At 76.9% G+C, this 17,128-nt stretch carries 17 protein-coding genes and 1 tRNA gene; 11 read left to right on the top strand and 7 right to left on the bottom strand.

Annotation, left to right across the window (positions count from 1 at the left end):
• Positions 1-110: 110 nt before the first annotated feature.
• On the bottom strand, positions 111-1,289 hold the full coding sequence (locus ENKNEFLB_RS03565; protein ID WP_214057933.1) for an alcohol dehydrogenase catalytic domain-containing protein: 1,179 nt from the start codon (positions 1,287-1,289) through the stop codon (positions 111-113).
• 387 nt (positions 1,290-1,676) lie between these two features.
• A complete protein-coding gene (locus ENKNEFLB_RS03560; protein ID WP_214057932.1) occupies positions 1,677-2,546 on the bottom strand; it encodes an endonuclease/exonuclease/phosphatase family protein in 870 nt (289 codons plus the stop codon).
• A gap of 76 nt (positions 2,547-2,622) precedes the next feature.
• Here ENKNEFLB_RS03560 and ENKNEFLB_RS03555 point away from each other — a divergent pair, with 76 nt between their 5' ends.
• Positions 2,623-3,714, top strand: a complete 1,092-nt coding sequence (locus tag ENKNEFLB_RS03555; protein ID WP_214057931.1) for a polyprenyl synthetase family protein — start codon at positions 2,623-2,625, stop codon at positions 3,712-3,714.
• Here ENKNEFLB_RS03555 and ENKNEFLB_RS03550 read toward each other — a convergent pair.
• Positions 3,683-4,075, bottom strand: coding sequence for a lycopene cyclase domain-containing protein (locus ENKNEFLB_RS03550; protein WP_214057930.1), 393 nt, complete (start codon positions 4,073-4,075; stop codon positions 3,683-3,685). The genes ENKNEFLB_RS03555 and ENKNEFLB_RS03550 overlap by 32 nt on opposite strands.
• On the bottom strand, positions 4,072-4,446 hold the full coding sequence (locus tag ENKNEFLB_RS03545; protein ID WP_214057929.1) for a lycopene cyclase domain-containing protein: 375 nt from the start codon (positions 4,444-4,446) through the stop codon (positions 4,072-4,074). Before ENKNEFLB_RS03545 ends, ENKNEFLB_RS03550 begins: the two co-directional genes overlap by 4 nt.
• Before the next feature lie 48 nt (positions 4,447-4,494).
• Here ENKNEFLB_RS03545 and ENKNEFLB_RS03540 point away from each other — a divergent pair, with 48 nt between their 5' ends.
• The 5 genes from ENKNEFLB_RS03540 to ENKNEFLB_RS03520 are packed head-to-tail and all read left to right on the top strand — an operon-like array spanning position 4,495 to position 9,482.
• Positions 4,495-5,361, top strand: coding sequence for a YhjD/YihY/BrkB family envelope integrity protein (locus tag ENKNEFLB_RS03540; RefSeq protein WP_214057928.1), 867 nt, complete (start codon positions 4,495-4,497; stop codon positions 5,359-5,361).
• Positions 5,358-6,035 (top strand): hypothetical protein, encoded by a 678-nt coding sequence (locus tag ENKNEFLB_RS03535; protein ID WP_214057927.1) that lies wholly within the window; start codon positions 5,358-5,360, stop codon positions 6,033-6,035. The genes ENKNEFLB_RS03540 and ENKNEFLB_RS03535 overlap by 4 nt, the downstream gene beginning before the upstream one ends.
• Positions 6,032-6,850 carry a carotenoid biosynthesis protein gene (locus ENKNEFLB_RS03530; RefSeq protein WP_214057926.1) on the top strand — a complete coding sequence of 273 codons (819 nt, stop codon included), beginning with the start codon at positions 6,032-6,034 and terminating at the stop codon, positions 6,848-6,850. The genes ENKNEFLB_RS03535 and ENKNEFLB_RS03530 overlap by 4 nt, the downstream gene beginning before the upstream one ends.
• Positions 6,847-7,977 (top strand): glycosyltransferase family 2 protein, encoded by a 1,131-nt coding sequence (locus ENKNEFLB_RS03525; protein WP_214057925.1) that lies wholly within the window; start codon positions 6,847-6,849, stop codon positions 7,975-7,977. The genes ENKNEFLB_RS03530 and ENKNEFLB_RS03525 overlap by 4 nt, the downstream gene beginning before the upstream one ends.
• Positions 7,974-9,482: a phytoene desaturase family protein gene (locus ENKNEFLB_RS03520; protein ID WP_214057924.1), complete on the top strand. Its 1,509-nt coding sequence runs from the start codon at positions 7,974-7,976 to the stop codon at positions 9,480-9,482. The genes ENKNEFLB_RS03525 and ENKNEFLB_RS03520 overlap by 4 nt, the downstream gene beginning before the upstream one ends.
• Positions 9,483-9,521: 39 nt before the next feature.
• On the opposite strand, the gene ENKNEFLB_RS03515 is transcribed toward ENKNEFLB_RS03520, so the two are convergent.
• Genes ENKNEFLB_RS03515 through ENKNEFLB_RS03505 form a run of 3 tightly spaced genes read right to left on the bottom strand, consistent with a single transcriptional unit; the run spans position 9,522 to position 12,747 of the window.
• On the bottom strand, positions 9,522-10,223 hold the full coding sequence (locus ENKNEFLB_RS03515; protein ID WP_214057923.1) for a CDP-alcohol phosphatidyltransferase family protein: 702 nt from the start codon (positions 10,221-10,223) through the stop codon (positions 9,522-9,524).
• On the bottom strand, positions 10,220-11,824 hold the full coding sequence (gene crtI / locus ENKNEFLB_RS03510) for a phytoene desaturase family protein (RefSeq protein WP_214057922.1): 1,605 nt from the start codon (positions 11,822-11,824) through the stop codon (positions 10,220-10,222). Before crtI ends, ENKNEFLB_RS03515 begins: the two co-directional genes overlap by 4 nt.
• Entirely contained in the window at positions 11,821-12,747 is a 927-nt protein-coding gene (locus ENKNEFLB_RS03505; RefSeq protein WP_214057921.1) for a phytoene/squalene synthase family protein, read from the bottom strand. The genes crtI and ENKNEFLB_RS03505 overlap by 4 nt, the downstream gene beginning before the upstream one ends.
• Before the next feature lie 115 nt (positions 12,748-12,862).
• Here ENKNEFLB_RS03505 and ENKNEFLB_RS03500 point away from each other — a divergent pair, with 115 nt between their 5' ends.
• The 5 genes from ENKNEFLB_RS03500 to ENKNEFLB_RS03480 all read left to right on the top strand — a co-directional run bounded on the left by ENKNEFLB_RS03500 (position 12,863) and on the right by ENKNEFLB_RS03480 (position 17,121).
• The gene (locus ENKNEFLB_RS03500; protein ID WP_214057920.1) at positions 12,863-14,086 is read left to right on the top strand and encodes a PP2C family protein-serine/threonine phosphatase; all 1,224 of its coding nucleotides are present in this window, start codon (positions 12,863-12,865) and stop codon (positions 14,084-14,086) included.
• 65 nt (positions 14,087-14,151) lie between these two features.
• Positions 14,152-15,345: an MFS transporter gene (locus tag ENKNEFLB_RS03495; protein ID WP_214057919.1), complete on the top strand. Its 1,194-nt coding sequence runs from the start codon at positions 14,152-14,154 to the stop codon at positions 15,343-15,345.
• A gap of 113 nt (positions 15,346-15,458) precedes the next feature.
• Positions 15,459-15,531: transfer RNA gene (locus ENKNEFLB_RS03490), tRNA-Lys, on the top strand.
• A 107-nt stretch (positions 15,532-15,638) separates the two neighbouring features.
• On the top strand, positions 15,639-16,421 hold the full coding sequence (locus ENKNEFLB_RS03485) for an enoyl-CoA hydratase family protein (protein ID WP_214057918.1): 783 nt from the start codon (positions 15,639-15,641) through the stop codon (positions 16,419-16,421).
• Positions 16,422-16,485: 64 nt separating this feature from the next.
• Positions 16,486-17,121, top strand: a complete 636-nt coding sequence (locus ENKNEFLB_RS03480; protein WP_214057917.1) for a hypothetical protein — start codon at positions 16,486-16,488, stop codon at positions 17,119-17,121.
• The last annotated feature ends 7 nt before the right edge of the window (positions 17,122-17,128 follow it).

The raw sequence follows: 17,128 nt of genomic DNA, 5'->3' as shown, positions 1-17,128 counted from the left end.
ACCAACCTTGGCGCCCGATGCCACGTCCCGGGACGACTTGTTGTGGATCGGGCCGCAGAACCACCCCGCGGGAGGCCCCCACGGCCTCCTGCGGGGCGGATCGTCGCAGGTCAGGGCTGGAGGACGACCTTGCAGGCGCCGTCCTGCTTCTTCTGGAAGATCTCGTAGCCGTGGGCCGCGTCCTCCAGCGGGACGACGTGCGTGGCGAAGTCGTCGACGCCCAGCGGGTCGGCGTCGGTGAGCAGCGGCAGGATGTCGGGCGCCCAGTGGCGCACGTTGGCCTGGCCCATCCGCAGCTGGATCTGCTTGTCGAACATCTGCACCATCGGCATCGGGTCGGCGGCGCCGCCGTAGACGCCGATCACCGAGACGGTCCCGCCCCGGCGTACGACGTCGAAGGACGCGTGCAACGCCGCGAGCCGGTCCACACCGGCGGTCTTCATCATCGGCGCGGAGACGGCCTCGGGCAGGAAGCCGACCAGGCGCTGGACGGCCTTGGCGGCGGGCGAGCCGTGGGCCTCCATCCCGACGGCGTCGATCACGGAGTCGCCGCCGCGCCCGGCGGTCATCTCGCGCACGGCCTCACCGAGGTCGTCGACCTCGCGCAGGTCGATGGTCTCCGCGCCACGGGCGCGGACCCGGGCCAGCCGCTCGGGCACGAGGTCGACGGTGATCACGCGCAGACCGCGGTGCAGCGCGATCCGGGTGGCCATGTCGCCGATCGGGCCGGCCCCCATCACGACCAGGGTCCCGCCGTCGGGCACGGCGGCGTACTCGACGGCCTGCCACGCGGTGGGCAGGACGTCGGAGAGGTAGAGGAACCGCGCGTCGGGCGGGCCCTCGGGCACGACCATCGCGTTCGCCGCGGCCAGCGGGGCGCGCACGTACTCGGCCTGCCCGCCGGGCACCTCGCCGTACAGCTTGGAGAAACCGTAGAGGGCGGCGCCGGTGCCCTGCTCGCGCACCTGGGTGGTCTCGCACTGCGTCTGCAGGCCGCGGTCGCACATCCAGCAGCTGCCGCAGGAGATCTGGAACGGCAGCACGACCCGGTCGCCGACCTTCAGGTCGCCGGGCTCGGAGCCGAGCTCCTGGACGATCCCCATCGGCTCGTGGCCCAGGACGTTGCCCTGGCCCATGAACGGCGCCAGCGTCTCGTAGAGGTGCAGGTCCGAGCCGCACACCCCGGTCGACGTGATCTTGATGATCGCGTCGGTCGGCTGCTCGATCCGCGGGTCGGGCACGTCCTCCACCCGTACGTCGCGCACTCCCTGCCAGGTCACTGCTCTCATCGTCGTCTCCTCCGCGTGGTGCTCGTCCCGGCCGAGCGGTCCCGCGCGGCCGGACCATCGACGCTAGGCGGGGCCCCTTAGCCGCTGATACACCCGGTGAGGGGACGGGGCGACGCAGCGTGGGCCGGGTCACGCACAGCTCGGGACCACGGTCCGGGGGGAGCGGGGCCGAAAGACCCTGACCCACCCCTCTGACGACCCGTAGTGTCGTCCTCAGCCCGCCGATGAACGATCATCTGCGCGGTCACCCAGTGCCGGTCCGCCGGCCGTCAGGCCCGGGTGAATCATCACCGGACCGGCCCGACCAACGCCCCCGTGGTCCCTTGGACCCGGGGGCGTCGTGCGTCCCGGGGGCGCCGGAACGGTCACCTCGGGTGTCCGCGAGCGTCACCTCGGCTGTCCGCGAGCGTCATCTCGGCGGAGGGTGGCGGTCAGCGCGCGGTGGTCGCTGCCGCCGAGCACGTGCGTGCGCCCGGGGTGGTCGCCCTGCTCCCCCGTCGGGCCGTGCTCCCCCGTCGCGCCGGTCCCGCCCGCGCCGGTCCCGCCCGCGTCGAGCAGGACGTGGTCGAGCTGGACCCGCGGCGCGGCGGCGGGGAAGGTCGCGGCGCGGGCCAGGGGGGTCCAGCCGGTCAGCGCGGCCGGCACCCCGCCCGGGAGGTTGAGGTCGCCGAGCAGGAGCAGCGGGCGCGGGAGGTCGCGCGCCCAGCGGCGCAGCTCGCGCAGCTGGCCCGCGGCGCGGTGCGGGGCGAAGGAGAGGTGGGTGACGACGACCGTCACCGGCCCACCCGGTGCGGCGACGACGCCGGCCAGGGCGACGCGCTGCTCGTCGGGCGCCCACTGCAGGCCCCCGGCCGGGTCGGGCAGCGGCAGCGCCGCGCGGGAGGGGCGCATCCGCAGCTCCGACCACGCGGTGACCGGGTGCCGCGAGAGCAGGGCCACGCCGTACGCCGGCTCGCCGGCCTCGTGCGGAGCGCCGGTCGCGGTGCGGAAGGCGCGCGCGGGGCCGGGCGTGCCGAGCACCGCGGCGGCGAAGCGGGACGTCCACGGCGGACCGTCGCCGGCGCACGCGGCCGCGACGACCGCGGTCTGGTCGACGCCGCCGGCCCGCGGGAGCAGGTGGTCGACCTCCTGCACGCCGAGCACGTCGACGCCGAGCCGGGCCGCGTCGCGGGCCCAGCCGTCGAGGTCCGGGCGGCCCCCGGCGCCGCGGCCGGAGGCGGCGTTCGCGGTCGCCACCCGCAGCAGCTCTCCGTCCACCTCGGCGACGGTAGGCCCGCCCGGGTATACCTGAGCGGGTGGGGGTGGGCCGCCCACGACTGCGTAGCGTTCAGGGGTGCCCCGTCCCCGGATGGCCGTCCGGCCGCGCGACCTCGACCCGTCCGCCATGGCGGCCGTCGACGCGCTGCTGCGCGCCCACGTCGCCGGGCGGGGCCGGGCGCTGGCCGAGGTCGGTCCCGAGCTGGGCCCGGTGGTCGACGTCCTGGACGACGCGGTGAGCGGCGGCAAGCGGCTGCGGGCGGCCTTCTGCCTGTGGGGCGCCCGCGCGGCGACCGGCGGTGACCTCGTCGACGGCGCCGTGGAGGCGGCCGCGGCGCTGGAGCTCTTCCACCTCGCGGCGCTGGTCCACGACGACGTGATGGACCGCAGCGACGACCGTCGCGGCCGCCCGACCGTGCACCGCGCCTTCGCCGACCACCACGTCGCCGGCGGCCTGGGCGGCGACCCCGCGGCGTACGGCAGCGCGGTCGCCGTCCTGGTCGGCGACCTCTGCCTGACCTGGTCCGACGACCTCGCCGCCGAGGCCGTCGCGCGCGCCGGGGCCGAGGGCCCGGCCGCCCGCGCGGTGTGGTCGCGGATGCGCGACCAGGTGCTCGCCGGGCAGTACCTCGACGTCCTCTCCCACTCCCGCGGCATCAGCTCGGCGGCCACCTCGGTGCGGGTGCTGCGCTACAAGAGCGCGAAGTACACCGTCGAGCACCCGCTCGCCCTGGGCGCCACCCTGGGCGGCGCCGGCCACGACGTGCTCGACGCGCTGGCCTCGTTCGGCCTGGCCGTGGGCGAGGCGTTCCAGCTGCGCGACGACGTGCTCGGCGTCTTCGGCGACCCCGCCGTGACCGGCAAGCCGGTGGTCGACGACGTCCGCGAGGGCAAGCGGACGCTGCTGGTCGCCTGGGCCGAGGAGGGCGCCAGCCCCGGACAGCGCGCCGCCCTGCGCCGCCACCTCGGCGACCCCGAGGTCGACGCCGACGGCCTGGCCGAGGTCCGTGAGGTCCTGGTCGACACCGGCGCGCTGGCCCGGGTCGAGGCCCGGATCACCGAGCTGGTGGGCGCCGCGGCGGCCGACCTCGCCACCGTGCCGCTCGACGACGGGTCGCGCGCGGCGCTCGACGGCCTCAGCTCGGCGTGCGCCTGGCGGGCCGCGTGAGGCGCCCGCCCGCCCGGCCGGCGAGACGCCGCAGCGCCGGGGACGGTCCCGGGCCCGGCGTGGCCTGCACGCCACGACGCCCCCACCAGACCCACCAGGCCATCGACTGCACGACCAGCCCGAAGCCGAACAGGAGGTCCTCGACCGGCGCGTGCCCGATCCGCGGGCCCCAGATCGCGGCCTCGTCGTACAGCACGACACCGCGCGAGGTCAGCCACTCGTTGGTGAGCAGCTGGAAGAAGACCACGATCGCGTACGACGCCCAGAACGCCTTGCGGGTCAGCAGCCGCGTCCGGAGCACGAGGAGGTCGAGGACGACCGTGACGGCGACGCCGAGCAGCGCCGCGGTGGTGTACGTCACCGGCCCTCCTCCGCTGCGGGCCGGTCCGTCCGGTCCGGCTGGCCCGGCTCGTCGCCGACCGGCCACCCGCGCACCGCGCGGACGGCCTCGAGCGTCATGACCGAGGCCAGCGGCACGACCACGAAGAACATCCACTCCTCCAGCGGCAGGCCGCCCGGCAGCACGACGCCCAGGGTCTGCGTGGTGTCGAAGCGCCAGTGCCCGGCGTGGGTGGCCGCCACGTCCCACACCGCGAACGGCAGCCCCGCGCAGAGGATCACCAGCGCGAGCCGGCGGGCCCGGGCGTACACCCGGATCCCGAGCAGCACCTCCAGCGGCAGGGTCGCGACGAGCACGAACACCAGCATCGCGCCGTACGTGAGCTCCCGCATGGCGCCCAGCCTCCCCCATCCGTGCAACGTCGGGGGACCCACGTGGGTGTGACGCGCACCGCCGCCGCCGAGGGCCGCGGCCTGGTCGTGGGCGCCGGGCGTCGGTTGTCCGGGCGGGACCTGGCCGGCGCCTCGGCCACGCTGACCTACTACTCGGCGATCGCCGTGGTCGCCTGGCTGCTGCTCGTGCTCTGGACCACGTCCTGGGGCATCGGCGCGGACGGCGCCGAGGAGCGGTGGGCGCGGCTGCGGGTGCTGGTGCCCCCGGACATGGGCGGACGCCCGGCGTACGACGCCCTGGTCGCCGCCGGCACCCACCTCGGCGTCGTCGGCGCGCTGGTCGCGCTGTTCCCGGCCTCGTTCTACGGCGAGGGGATGCGCCGCGCCGCCACCGCGCTCGTGCCGGACCCGCACCCGCCGCGGCTGCCGGCCTGGCGGGCGCGGGCGCTCGCGCTGGCGCCGGTGCTGGTGCTGCCCGCCCTGGCCTGGCCGCTGCTGCTGGTCGGCGACCTGCTCGTCCCGCTGGCGCCCGAGGGCGGCGGTGGCGGCGCCGGCGACCTGGTGCTGCGCGTCGTGGTCGGCTTCACCCTGCTCTGGCTGGTGCTGACCGTGCTGCTCGCGTGGTCGTTCCGGGTGATCCTGCCCGACCCGCCGCGCACCTGGGTCACGGTCGTCGGCGGGCTGGCCACCGGCGCGTTCCTGGCCGGGTTCCTGCACGGCTTCCAGCTCTTCCTGTCGCTCCCGGTCGACGTCGGGGTCCCGTACGGCGGGCTGGGCGTCGTCGGCGGCGTCGTGGCCGTCGGGCTGTGGCTCTTCGTGCTGCACACGTTCCTGCTCCTGGGCTGGCTGGCCACCCGGGCCCTCGAGACCCGCGTCGCGCGCCGCGCCCGGGCCGACGGCGGTGGTCGTGCGTGAGCGTCGTCGACCTGCACGTCTGGGGCACCCCGCGGGTGCTGCCCGCGCTGGGCCGGATGGCCACCGGCCGCCGGGCGCTGCGCGGCACCCCCGGCCTGCGCTTCGCCAAGCTGCTCGGCACCGGCTCGGCGCGCACCTTCACCCCGCGCGACGCCGACCCGCACCGCTGGGCGCTGCTGACCGTATGGGACGGCGAGGCGGCGGCCGACGCGGCCGACGACGGCCCGGTCGTGCGCGGCTGGCGCGCCGGCTCCTCGGAGGAGCTGCGGGTGCGGATGTCGCCCCTGGCCGCCCGCGGCCTGTGGTCGGGCCGGCAGCCCTTCGACGCCGTGCCGCGACCCGGCTGGGACGGCCCGGTCGCCGCGATCACCCGCGCCCGGCTCCGCCCGACCCGCGCGCTGTCCTTCTGGCGCGCGGTGCCCCCGGTCGTCACCGGCCTGCACGCCGCCGACGGCCTGCGCCTGGCCCTGGGCGTCGGCGAGGCGCCAATCGGGCTCCAGGGCACCTTCTCGCTGTGGCGCTCGACGGCCGACGTGGTCGCCTATGCCTACCGGGACGCCGCGCACCGCGACGCGGTCGCCCGGACCGGACCCGAGCGCTGGTACGCCGAGGAGCTGTTCGCCCGCCTCGCCGTGCTCGACGTGCGCGGCACGCTCGAGGGGCGGGCCCCGTGAGCACCTCGAGCCGCGCGGCCCGCCTCACCGACCGGACCGTGCCGCGGACGCCGCCCCTGGCCCCGCGAGCCGTGCCGTGGCTGCTGGCCGCCGCCGGGGTCCTGGTCCAGATCGCCTTCCCGCTCACCGGCGGCGGCACGCTCGGCCTGACGGTGGCCAGCGTGGCGCTGTTCTCGGCCGCCGCGGTGGCCGACGCCGCGGTGCGCTTCGGGCCGGCGGTCGCCGCGTCCGTGCTGGTCGGGGCCGGCGGGGTCGGGCTGGTCGCGGAGGCCGTCGGGGTGCGCACGGGCCTCCCGTTCGGCGACTACGCCTACACCGGCACGCTCGGCGCGGAGGTCGCCGACGTCCCCGTGCTGGTGCCGCTGGCCTGGGTGATGATGGCCTGGCCCGCGCTGGCCGTGGCGCGCCGCCTGGTCGGGGCCCGCGGTCGGGTCGCCACGGTGCTGGTCGGGGCGTACGCGCTTACCGCCTGGGACGTCTTCCTGGACCCGCAGATGGTCGACGCCGGGCACTGGACCTGGGCGGACCCGACGCCGGCGCTGCCCGGGGTGGAGGGCATCCCGCTGACCAACTTCGCCGGCTGGCTGGTGGTCTCGCTGGTCGTCGTCGGGCTGCTGGACCGGCTGGTCCCGCGCAGCACCGACGCTCCCCGGGACGCCGTGCCGCTGACGATCTACCTGTGGACCTACTTCTCCTCCGTGCTCGCGCACGCGGTGTTCTTCGGCCGACCGCCGGTGGCGCTGGTCGGGGGCGTGCTGATGGGGCTGGTCGCGTGGCCGCTGGTCGTGACGCTGCTGCGCGAGCGGCGACGGTGACCCCCGGCCGTACGGCGGTGCGGTTCGGCAGCGCGTTGGCCGTGGCGTCGCTGGCGCTGACGGTCGACAACCTGCGTCGCGTGCGGACGCCCGACCCGACCGCGCGACCGGCGCCGGAGCCCGTCTGCGTGCTGCTGCCGGTGCGCGACGAGGAGCGCCACGTCACCGGCTGCGTGGCGGCGCTGCTGGCCACCCTGGACCGCTACCCCGGACCGGCCCGGCTGGTGGTGCTCGACGACGGGTCGACCGACGGCACCGGCCGGCTGCTGGCCGACCTCGCCGCGCGCGACGCCCGCGTCGAGGTGGTCCCCGGGTCGCCGCTGCCGGCCGGGTGGCTCGGCAAGACGTGGGCCTGCCACCAGCTCGCGCAGCACGCCGGGGACGCCGCGGTGCTGGTCTTCGTCGACGCCGACGTGCGGCTGGCGCCGTCCGCGCTGCCGGCGACCATGGCCCTGCTCCGCGACGCCGGGCTCGACCTGGTCTGCCCCTACCCGCGCCAGCAGGCGGAGGGGGTGGCCGAGCGGCTGGTGCAGCCGCTGCTGCAGTGGTCCTGGATGAGCACGCTGCCGCTCGGGCTCGCGGAGACCTCGCCCCGCCCCTCGCTGGGCGCCGCCAACGGCCAGCTCCTGGCCGTCGACGCCGGGGCGTACCGCCGGCTGGGCGGGCACGCCGCCGTCCGCGGCGACGTGCTCGAGGACCTCGCCCTGCTGCGCGCGCTCAAGGCCGTCGGGGGGCGCGGCGGGGTGGCGGACGGCAGCGCGGTGGCGACCTGCCGGATGTACGACGGCGGGCGCGCACTGCGCGAGGGCTACGCCAAGTCGCTGTGGACGGCCTTCGGCTCCCCCGCCGGCGGCGTCGCCGTCGTGGGGCTGCTCGTCTGGGCGCACGTCGTGCCGGCGGTGGCCGCGCTCGGCGGCTCGCGCGCCGGGACCGTGGGGTACGCCGCCGGCGTCGCCTCCCGGGCCCTGGTCGCGCGCCGCACCGGCGGGCGGGCCGGCGACGCCCTCGCGCACCCGGTCTCGGTCGTGGCGCTCGGCCTGCTGGTGCTGGACTCGCTTCGCGGCCACCGGCGCGGGACGCTGCGGTGGAAGGGCCGCCTGGTGTCGACGGCGGTGGTGGGCCCGTGAGCCGGGTCGTGGTGGTCGGCGCCGGGGTGGGCGGGCTCGCGGCGGCGGCGCGGCTGGCCGCGGACAGCCACGAGGTCCTCGTGCTGGAGCAGGCCGACGCGGTCGGCGGCAAGCTCGGCACGGAGGTGGTCGACGGTTTCGTCTTCGACACCGGGCCGTCGCTGGTGACGATGCCGTGGGTGCTGGAGGAGCTGTTCGCGGAGACCGGCGCCCCGCTGGCCGACGTGCTCGACCTGCGCCGGCTGGCCGTGGCCTGCCGCTACACCTTCCCCGACGGCACCGTGCTCGACCTGCCGGGCGAGCTGGCCGACGTCCCGGGCGCGCTCGACGCCGCGCTGGGCCCCGGCCGGGGCGCGCAGTGGACTGCGTTCCTGGGCCGCGCCCGGGCGGTCTGGGACGTCACGCGCGGACCGTTCCTGGAGTCCCCGATCAGCGTGCGCGGGATGCTGCGCCTCTCCCGGCGGGTGGGCGACGTGGCGACGGTGGCGCCGTGGCGGTCGCTGCGCGGGCTGGGTGCGCGCTACCTGGAGGACCCCCGGCTGCGGATGCTGCTCGACCGGTACGCGACCTACACCGGCTCCGACCCCCGCGCCGCGCCGGCCGCGCTGGCCACCGTGCCCTGGGCCGAGCAGGCGTGGGGGTCCTGGTACGTCCCCGGCGGCCTCGGCCGGATCGCCGAGGCCCTCCGGACGCGGGTGGAGGAGCTCGGCGGCGAGGTGCGCACGGGTGCACACGTGGTCGGCGTCGTCCTCGTCGACGGCCGCGCCGCCGGCGTACGCCTGGCCGACGGCACCGTCCTCGACGCCGACGTGGTGGTGGCCAATGCCGACGCCGCCGAGGTGTACGGCCACCTCGTGCCGGGTCGGGCGGCGGCGCGCGCCCGCCGGTCGATCGCGCGGGCCACGCCGTCGCTGGCCGGGTTCGTGCTGCTGCTCGCCCTCGACGACCCGCCGGCCGACCAGCCGCACCACCAGGTGCTCTTCGCCGAGGACTACGACGCCGAGTTCGACGCGGTGTTCGGGCGAGGCGGCCCGGCGCGGCCCGTGGAGCGCCCGACGGTCTACGTCTCCGCGCCCGACGACCCCGCGGTCGTCCCCGGGCCGGGCACGGGCGCGTGGTTCGTCCTGGTCAACGCCCCGCGCCACGACCCGGGCGGGGGCGTGGACTGGGACCGGCCCGGGCTCGCGGAGGCGTACGCCGACCGGCTCCTGGATCTGATGGCCGAGCGCGGCCTCGACGTCCGCGACCGGGTGCGCCACCGCACGGTGCTCACCCCGGCCGACCTCGAGCGGCGCACCTCGACCCCGGGCGGCTCCATCTACGGCACGTCCTCCAACGGGGCGCGCGCGGCGTTCCTGCGCCCCGCGAACCGCTCCCCCGTGCCCGGGCTCTACCTGGTCGGCGGGTCGGCCCATCCCGGCGGCGGGCTGCCGCTCGTGGTGCTCTCGGCCCGCATCGTGGCCGACCTCGTCCGCCGAGATGACGCTTCCGGACAGCCCAGGTGACGCTCGCGGACACCCGAGGTGACGGTTGCGGCGCGGAGGTCAGCGCGGGAGGGCCCGGCGGACCGCGACCAGCAGGCGTACGAGCCCTGCCGCGCCGAGCGCGACGGCGACCACCAGCGCGGTCGTGGCCAGCGCGGGCTGGTCGACCGCGGGCAGCAGGTCGACCCCGGACCGACGAGCCGCCCACGCAATCCCGCAGGCCAGGAAGCCGAACGACGCCACGATCACCCGGGACGGCCGCTCCCAGACCGTGACCGCGCCCGGTCCGGTCATCCCGGCCACCTGGGCGGTGGAGCGCACCGACTCCAGCAGCAGCGTCAGCAGCCCCGCGGCCACCCCGAGCGCCACCGCGAGCCCCGCGAACCCGGCCAGGGCGACCAGCGCCAGCAGCGCGAGCAGGTCCGCGACCCGGTCCGCGAGCGGGTCGAGCACGCTCCCCCAGCGTGACGCGGCACCGGTCTGCGCGGCCAGCGCGCCGTCGACACCGTCGAGCACGGCGGCGCCGACCAGGACCACGAGCGCCGGCAGCGGCCACCCGTCCCCGAGGGCGGCCAGCCCGGCCGCGACCGCGGTGACCAGCACCGCCGTGACCGTCACGGTGTCCGGCCGGACCCCCCGTCGCGCCAGCGGCCGCGCGCAGGCGTGGCTCAGCCGCACCCACCCGGAGACCCAGAAGGACGTGCGCGGGTCCAGGCCGCCGTGCAGCCGGGACCAGTGCGCGTACGCCTCCTCGCGGCTCACGGCGCGGGCGACGGCTCCGGCGACGGGCCGACCGAGCGGTCCCCGCGCAGCCGCTTCAGCACCAGCTCGGCGCTGATCAGGCACATCGGCAGCCCGATGCCGGGCACCGTGCTCGACCCGGCGTAGTAGAGCCCCGCCACCTTCCTGGAGCTGTTGCCGGCCCGGAAGAGCGCGCTCTGGCGCAGCGTGTGGGCGGGGCCGAGCGCGCCGCCGGACCACGAGTTCAGGTCCGTCACGAAGTCGCCGGGGCCCATCGTGCGCCGCACGACCACGCGCTCGGCCAGGTCCGGCACGCCGGCCCAGCGGGAGACGAGGTCGATCGCCGCGTCGGTGGCCTTCTCGACGGCCGCGTCGCCGGCGCCCTCGAGCCCGCCATGGCCCAGGCCGGGGTCGGGCGGCACTGGCACCAGGATGAAGAGGTTCTCGTGGCCGTCCGGCGCGACCGAGGGGTCGGTGGCCGACGGGCGGCAGACGTAGATCGAGGCCGGGTCGGGCACCCGGGTGGGCTGCTCGAAGATCGCGTCGAAGTTGGTCTTCCAGTCGTCGGTGAAGAACAGCGAGTGGTGGGCCAGCTCCGGAACCTCCCCACGCACGCCGAGGTAGGCCAGCACCGCCCCGGGCCCGGAGACGGCCTTGTCCCACCACGTCTGCGGGTAGGTCTGCAGCTCGGGCGGCAGCATCGTGGTCTCGACGTGGTGCAGGTCCGCGGCCCCGACCACGACGTCGGCGGGCAGCACGTGCTCGCCGTCGGCGTCGACGACGCGGACCCCGGAGACCTCGGTACGCCGCCGGCCGGGCAGCCGGGCCCCAAGGCCGGAGCCACCGCGGGTGCGGGTCTCGATCGCGGTGGCGGCGGTGCCGGTGCGCATGCGGACACCGTGCTGCTCGGCGAGGCCGGCCAGCGCCTCGACCAGCGTGACGAACCCGCCCTCGGGGTAGAGCACCCCGTCGGCCAGGTCGAGCCAGCTCATCAGGTGGTACATCGACGGCGCCCGGTCCGGCGAGGAGCCCAGGAAGACCGCCGGGTAGCCCAGCACCTGGCGCAGCCGCGGGTCGGAGAACCGCGAGGCGACGTGGCTCTCCAGGGAGCGCGTGAGCAGCCCGGCCAGCCGGGGCCCGTTGGTCAGGATCCGCCGCCCGGCGTAGGCCGCCGTGGAGTCGTAGGAGGTGTAGAGGAACTGCTGCACGGCGAGGTCGTAGACCTCGCGCGCGGAGTCGAGGTAGTCGTCGAGGACGGCGCCGGCACCGGGCTCGACGGACTCGAACAGCGCCCGGTTGCCGGCCTGGTCGGCGGCGATGTCGAGCGGCTCGTGGTCGTCGTGGAAGACGCGGTAACCGGGGTCGAGGCGGCCCAGCGTGACCTGGTCGGCGGTCGTGGTGCCGAGGAGGCGGAAGAAGTGGTCGAAGACCTCGGGCATCAGCCACCACGACGGCCCGGTGTCGAACCGGAAGCCGTCGGCCGACCAGGAGCCCGCGCGGCCGCCGAGGGCCTCGTTCTTCTCGACCAGCTCCACGTCGTGGCCGTCGGCGGCGAGCAGCGCGGCGGTGGCCAGGCCAGCCACGCCGCCACCCACCACGACGACCCGCTGGCGGGCGCTCACGAGGCCCTCACCAGGGTCGCGTCGCGGGGGCGACCGTCGCGCGCCAGGGCGGCCGCGGCCAGGCGCGCCTTGGCCGGGCCAGGCACGCGGACGCGCCGGCGCCGCAGGTCGGCCACGGGGGTCTCGCGCAGCCGGCGGGACAGCTCGGAGAAGAGGTCGTGCGCGACGCAGACGGCCAGCCGGCTGCTGCGGGGCAGCGCCGGCACGACGGCGGCCCCGGCACGCAGGTCGGCGTCGACGTCGTCGAGCCAGCCGCGCACGGCGGTCCCGTCGAGCGCGTCGGGGTCGATCCCGGGCAGGTAGCGGCGGCCCAGCTGGTCGGCGTCCTCGCCGAGGTCGCGCAGGAAGTTGACCTTCTGGAAGGCCGCACCCAGCCGCTGGGCGCCCGGGGCGAGCGCGTCGTAGCGCCGGGCCCGGTCCGGGTCGTCGATCAGGAACGCGTTCAGGCACATCAGGCCCACCACCTCCGCGGAGCCGTAGACGTAGGTCCGCAGGCTCCGCTCGTCGTGCTGCTCGAGCTCCAGGTCGGTGCGCATCGAGGCGAAGAACGGTCGGACCAGCCCGGCGTCGATGCCGCACGTGCGTGCGGTCCGGGCGAAGGCGTGCACGACCAGGTTGGTGCTGGCGCCGGAGTCCATCGCGGCGAGCGTCTCGCGCTCGAGGGCGTCGAGCGCGTCGGCGCGGTCGCCGACGGGCTGGCCCGGGCGCGGCGCGTCGACGACCTCGTCGGCGACGCGCACCAGCGCGTACACGTTGCGCACGTGCGGGCGGACCCGGGCACCGAGCAGGCGCGAGGCCAGGCCGAAGGACGAGGAGTACGCCTCGATGACCAGCGCCGCGCTCGCGTCGGCGACGTCGTCGTAGGCCAGGTGCGGCGCCTGCGCCGACCCGCCCGTACCCCGTCCGCTGCGCACTCGTGTCATCGATCCCTCCGAGCGCCATCGTCCCACCCCGGAGAAGGCGGTCCGCCCACCCGTTCCGGGGGCGGGCGCGCGGGTGACGTGCCAGGGTGGGCGGAACCCCCAGGAGGCACCCCCCATGTCCACCTGCTCCCCCCTCCCCACCCCCCACCCCGGCTCGTCCCGCAGCAGCGCGGTGGCCGACGAGCGCGACCGGCTGGCGGCCCTCCGCCGGCTCCGGCTCGTCGACACCCCGGCCGAGGAGCGCTTCGACCGGATCGTGCGGATCGCCGAGACGTTGTTCGGCGTGCCGATGGCCGAGATCAACCTGATCGACGAGGACCGGCAGTACACGAAGTCCGCGTTCCCGGCCGCCAACGCCGGCAAAAACACCCCGCGCGGGGACTCGTTCTGCACCGTCACCGTGGCCGACGACAGGACGCTGCACGTCCCCGACGCGACCGCCGACCCCCGGTTCGCGCAGAACCCGCTGGTCACCGGCGGACCCGGCATCCGCTTCTACGCCGGGCACCCGCTCTCGGCGAACGGCCAGCGGGTCGGCTCGCTGTGCCTGGTCGACGACGAGCCCCGGACGCTGACCGGGCCCGAGCAGCAGATGCTGGCCGACCTCGCGACCTGGGTCGAGCGCGAGCTCGAGCGGGACAGCGAGATGGCCTACGCCGCGGACGTGCAGGCACGCCTCCTGCCGAGGACGGTCCCCACGCTCGACGACTACGAGGTCGCCGGCACCTGCGTGACCGCCCGCGAGGTCGGTGGCGACTTCTACGGCTGGCACGCCGAGGACGACCGGCTCGACGTGGTGCTCGTCGACGTGATGGGCAAGGGCGTCGGCCCCGGGCTGCTCGCGGCCGGGCTGCGGGCGGCCCTGCGCGCCACCGCCTCGGGCGCCGGCCCCGCGCGCGGCTTCAACCTCGCCGCGGCCCTCGTCGAGGACGACTTCGCCGAGAACGGCTCCTTCGCCACCGCGTTCGCCGCCCAGGTCGACCTCCCCACCGGCGCCGTGTCCTTCGTCGACGCCGGGCACAGCCTCGGCCTCGTCGTGCAGGCGGACGGCGCCTGCCGCCGGCTGCCGTCGACGTGCCTCCCGCTGGGCGTCCTGCCCGGGTACGAGTGGGTCGCCGCCGCGACCTCCGTCGCGCCCGGCGAGACCCTGGTGGTCGTCAGCGACGGGATCCTGGACCACTTCGCCACCACCGCGGAGGCCGTGTCCCACGTCGCGGCGCTGGTGTCCGCGGCGCCCACCGCGCGGGCGGCGCTCGAGGAGATCACGGCCGCCGCCGCCCGGAGCGACGCCACGGGCCAGGACGACCTCACGGTCGTGGCGGTGCGCCGGCTGCGGTAGCCCCGGGCGGGGGGAGGCTCGGCCGCCGCCGTGCCCCGAGCGGACCCTCGCCTAGGATCGTCGCCGTGGTTGGCCGGAGCGACGCCGCCCCTGCGCCAGCGGGCGCGCCAGCCCTCCGCGTCGGTGCCGCCGGGGCGGTCGTGGTGGCGGTCGCGTTCGGGATGGGCCGCTTCGCGTTCGGGCTCACGCTGCCCGACCTGCGCACGGACCCCGCCCTCTCCGCCAACGGGTTGTCCGACGCGGTCGTCGGCCTGATCGCCTCGGCGACGTTCGCGGGCTTCCTCATCGGCATCCTCGGGACCCCGCTGCTGGCCCGGCGCGCCGGTCCCCGCGCACCCACGACGCTGGGCTGCGCGTGCGGCGCCGTCGGCGGGCTGGTCGTGGTCGTCGCACCGCACCCCGGGGTCCTCGCCGCGGGGGCGGTGCTGGTGGGCAGCGCAGCGGGCTGGGTGTGGGCCCCGTACAACGACCTGGTCGCAGCGGTCGCCCCGCCCGAGCGCCGGCCCGGGCTGGTCGCGGCCGTCGCCACGGGGACCAGCGCCGGCCTGGTTGCGGTCGCGGTCGTCGCGGTGGCCGGTCCCGGGTGGCGGACGGTGTGGGCCGCGGTCGGCCTCGCCTCCGCCGCGGCCGCGGCGCTCAACCTGCGCTGGACCCCGCGGGTCGCCCCCGCGCCCCGTGGCCGCCCCCGACCCGTGTGGCGGCCGCTCCTCCTCCCGTCCGTCTACGCCGTGGGCTACTACGTCACGACGACCCTGTTCTTCACCTACGCCGCCGAGACGCTGCGCCGCGGCGGGCTGCCGGATACGGCCGGCCCGGCGCTCTACGCCGTCATCGGCGTCCTCGGCCTGCTCGGGCTGCTGACTGGTCGGTGGTCCGCACGGATCGGTTCCCGCCGGGTCGCCGCCTCGTGCCTGGGCATGCTCGCCGTCGCGCTCGGGGTCCTCGGTGTCGCCGGCGACTCGTGGGCCGCCGCACTCGCGGCCGCGGTGGTGTTCGCCCCGGGATACATGATCGGCGCCTCCATCATCGCCGTGTGGACCTCTGCCCTGGTCCCCGAGGGCTCGAGCGAGGCAATGACCGCGGTCATCGCCGTCGGCGCGCTCGCGGCCGTGGTCGGCCCGGCGGTGGTCGGCGGCCTCGCGGGCTCCCTCGGGCTGTCCGCGGTGCTGGTGGCGCTGGCGGTGCTCGTCGCCGTGGGTGCTGCGGCCATGGCGGCGCCGGGCCACCCCCGTTCCCCGCGGTCTCCCGAGCGCCGATAGGTCGTCGCCCGCGTCCGCCGGGCGTACCCGACCACCTAGACTCGCCCCCGGCAGCGCGGCACCGAGCGCTCGCCCGGACTGCGACCGACGCACGCCACGGCTCCGCAGGTCCCGGGCCCCTAGCTCAATTGGCAGAGCTGAGGACTTTTAATCCTTAGGTTGTGGGTTCGAGTCCCACGGGGCCTACCGCGCGTCCGGGTCGTGTGCCCGAGCACCGTCCGTGGCCCGTCCTCAGGCACGCGACCCGTCGCCACCGGCCACCCCGGGCACCGTCGTCGGGCAGGATGCCCGCCATGACCGACACCACGCCCCCGACGCCCGCGCGCGCGACGCCCGAGCTGGTCCACCTCGACGTGTCCGACGGGGTCGCGACGCTGACCCTGGACTCCCCGCGCAACCGCAACGCGCTCTCGCGGCAGCTGGTGGCCGAGCTGCTCGACGGGCTCGCCCGCGCCGAGGCCGACGACGCCGTACGCGTGGTGGTCCTCGCCGCCACCGGGAAGGTCTTCTGCTCGGGGGCCGACCTGGCCGAGGCGGCCGGGCAGGGCATGGAGGAGGGCGCGCGGACCATCGTGGCGATCCAGCGCGCGATCGTCGCGCATGCCAAGCCGGTCGTGGTGCGGGTGCAGGGACCGGTGCGGGCCGGCGGGATCGGGATCGTCGCCGCCGCCGACGTGGCGCTCTGCGCCGAGGACGCGACCTTCGCGCTGACCGAGGTACGCCTGGCGCTGGCCCCCGCCGCGATCTCGCTGACCGTGCTGCCCCGGATGACCAGCCGCGCCGGGGCCTGGGCGTGCCTGTCGGGCGCCACCTTCGACGGCCGCGACGCCGCCGCCTGGGGCCTGGTCACCCGGGCGGTGCCGGCCGACGACCTCGACGCCGCCGTCGCCGAGACCTGCGCCGAGCTCGGCAAGGGCGCCCGGCAGGGCCTGCGCGAGACCAAGCAGCTGCTGGCCCGCGACCTGGTCGACCGGATCGACGCCCGGGGCGACGACCTCGCCCGTCTCTCGGCCCGCCTCTTCGGCTCCGACGAGGCGAAGACGGCGATGACGGCGTTCCTGGAGCGCAGGCGCTGAGACCGGCCCCCGCGGATCCGGCCGAACGCACCCGTCGCCCCCCGGATCGCCGTACCTTGCGGGCATGACCGATCCGGCCCCCGACGGACAGGCAGACCTGTTCGACCGGTGGCTGGCCCACCGCTCGCCGCCTGAGCCGGCGGCCCCGGTCGAGCCCCTGAGCCCGGCGCCCCCGACCCCGGCGCCCCCGGCCCCGGCGCGCCCCGTCCGCAAGCCCGAGCAGCCCCACCTGCCGGCCGCGGTCGACGAGGACCTCGCCCACCCGACGTTCCGGCCGCGTCGCACGGCCCGGCTGGTCACGGGTCTGCTGCTGCTCGCCTCGCTCGGGGTCACCGCCCTGCTGGCGTGGGAGGCCTACGGGAACCGCACCGACCTGGTGGCCGGGGACCTCGTCCCGGTCGGCATCGCCGCAGCGCTGAGCCTGGTGCTGTGGGCGGTGCGGTCGTCGACCTCGGTCGCCCGGCTCTCCGTCGACGGCGGGCACCTGACGATCACCCGCAACGGCGAAACCTGGCGCTGCGACCTGGCCGGCCGGGCCACCCCGGTCGAGGTGGTCGGGCGGCCCGGTCGGCGCGGCTGGAAGGTCGTGTTCGCCCGACGGGGGCACCCGCCGTACGTCGTGGACGCCTCCATGGTCGACCCGGTGCACTTCACCCGGGTCCTGGCGCACTACCGCCCGGACGTCGTCGACCGGCCCTGAGGGCGGG

It is taken from the genome of Nocardioides aquaticus (assembly GCF_018459925.1).
Classification (GTDB): Bacteria; Actinomycetota; Actinomycetes; order Propionibacteriales; family Nocardioidaceae; genus Nocardioides; species Nocardioides aquaticus.
Note: the sequence above shows the minus strand (reverse complement) of the source record. Positions and strands in the feature narration are given on the sequence as shown.